At 43.7% G+C, this 1,277-nt stretch carries 1 protein-coding gene; it reads left to right on the top strand.

Features of this window, described 5'->3' with window-relative positions; translation table 11 throughout:
* The first annotated feature begins 65 nt into the window (after positions 1-65).
* A protein-coding gene (locus HL061_RS02685; RefSeq protein ID WP_093071256.1) for an IS3 family transposase occupies positions 66-1,231 on the top strand; the annotation gives its coding sequence in 2 pieces (ribosomal slippage) (positions 66-324 and positions 324-1,231; 1,167 coding nt in all).
* Positions 1,232-1,277 lie beyond the last annotated feature (46 nt).

The raw sequence follows: 1,277 nt of genomic DNA, 5'->3' as shown, positions 1-1,277 counted from the left end.
TGAGCTATGCTGAAGAAACCGTAGAGGTAAACTTGGTAAACTAAGCGTATTAATCGGAGTTTACCATGACCAAGAAAGTAAGAACCTACAGTGACGAATTTAAAGCAGAAGCCGTTAAGAAGATAGCAGACAATAACGGTAATGTTTCAGCCACAGCCAAGCAACTTGGCATAGCGATGCAAACGTTATCGAACTGGCAGAACAAAGCCAATCAAGGCAAGCTTATTGGCACAGAACAATATGATCCTGATCTTATGAGTGCTCTTCAAGAAATAAAGCAGCTCAAGCGGCAGCTTAAAGTAGCCGAAGAGGAGCGCGAAATTCTAAAAAAGGCGACGGCGTACTTCGCGAGAAACAGTTAGTCAGGTACGCCTTTATCAAAGACAACCAGTTCCTCTTTCGCATCATCACTATGTGCCGTGTGTTAAGGGTTAAGCCATCAAGCTATTACGACTGGCTAAGTCGTGATCTCAGCGACCAACAGATACATCGCAACCAATCTGAATTACTGGTTAAAGCGGCTCACAATGAAACGAAAGAACGTTATGGCGCAGATCGACTGCATGCTCATCTAAGCGAGCAAGGCCATAACATTAGCCTGTATATGATAAGAAGCATCAAAGAGCAACACGGCATTAAATGTCGTAGTCATAAGCGCTTTAAAGTCACCACCGACTCCAATCACAACAAGCTGGTCTATCCAAACGTACTGGATCAGAAGTTTGATGCTAAGCGCCCTAACGAGTCGTGGGTCAGCGACATCACCTATATCTGGACGAATGAGGGTTGGCTGTACTTAGCAGGGGTCAAAGACTTATACACCAAAGAGCTGGTCGGTTACGCTATTAACAAGCGTATGACCGCAGATTTAGTTTGCAAAGCACTAAATATGGCCATCAAGAATAAACGTCCAAACAAAGGGCTAATCGTTCACTCTGACAGAGGCAGCCAGTATTGCAGTCACGCCTACCACAAGACCATTAAGCAGCATCAATTTATAGGCTCAATGAGCGGCAAAGGCAACTGTTTCGATAACGCTCCGATAGAAAGCTTCTGGGGCGTATTAAAGAATGAATTAGTATATCATCAAGACTATAAAACAAGGTTCACAGCCATCAATGATATTATCAGTTATATCGAGCTGTACTACAATCAGACGAGGATTCAAAAGGGTTTGGGCTATCAATCGCCAAGACAGGTGTGGTTTGATTATTATCGTCAGGCTGCGTAATTAAAATCTCCCAAGTTTATGTGTACGGATTTGACGGCAGGGGTCA

The organism is Psychrobacter sp. PSP (genome assembly GCF_024085615.1).
Lineage (GTDB): Bacteria > Pseudomonadota > Gammaproteobacteria > Pseudomonadales > Moraxellaceae > Psychrobacter > Psychrobacter pacificensis.
Note: the sequence above shows the minus strand (reverse complement) of the source record. Positions and strands in the feature narration are given on the sequence as shown.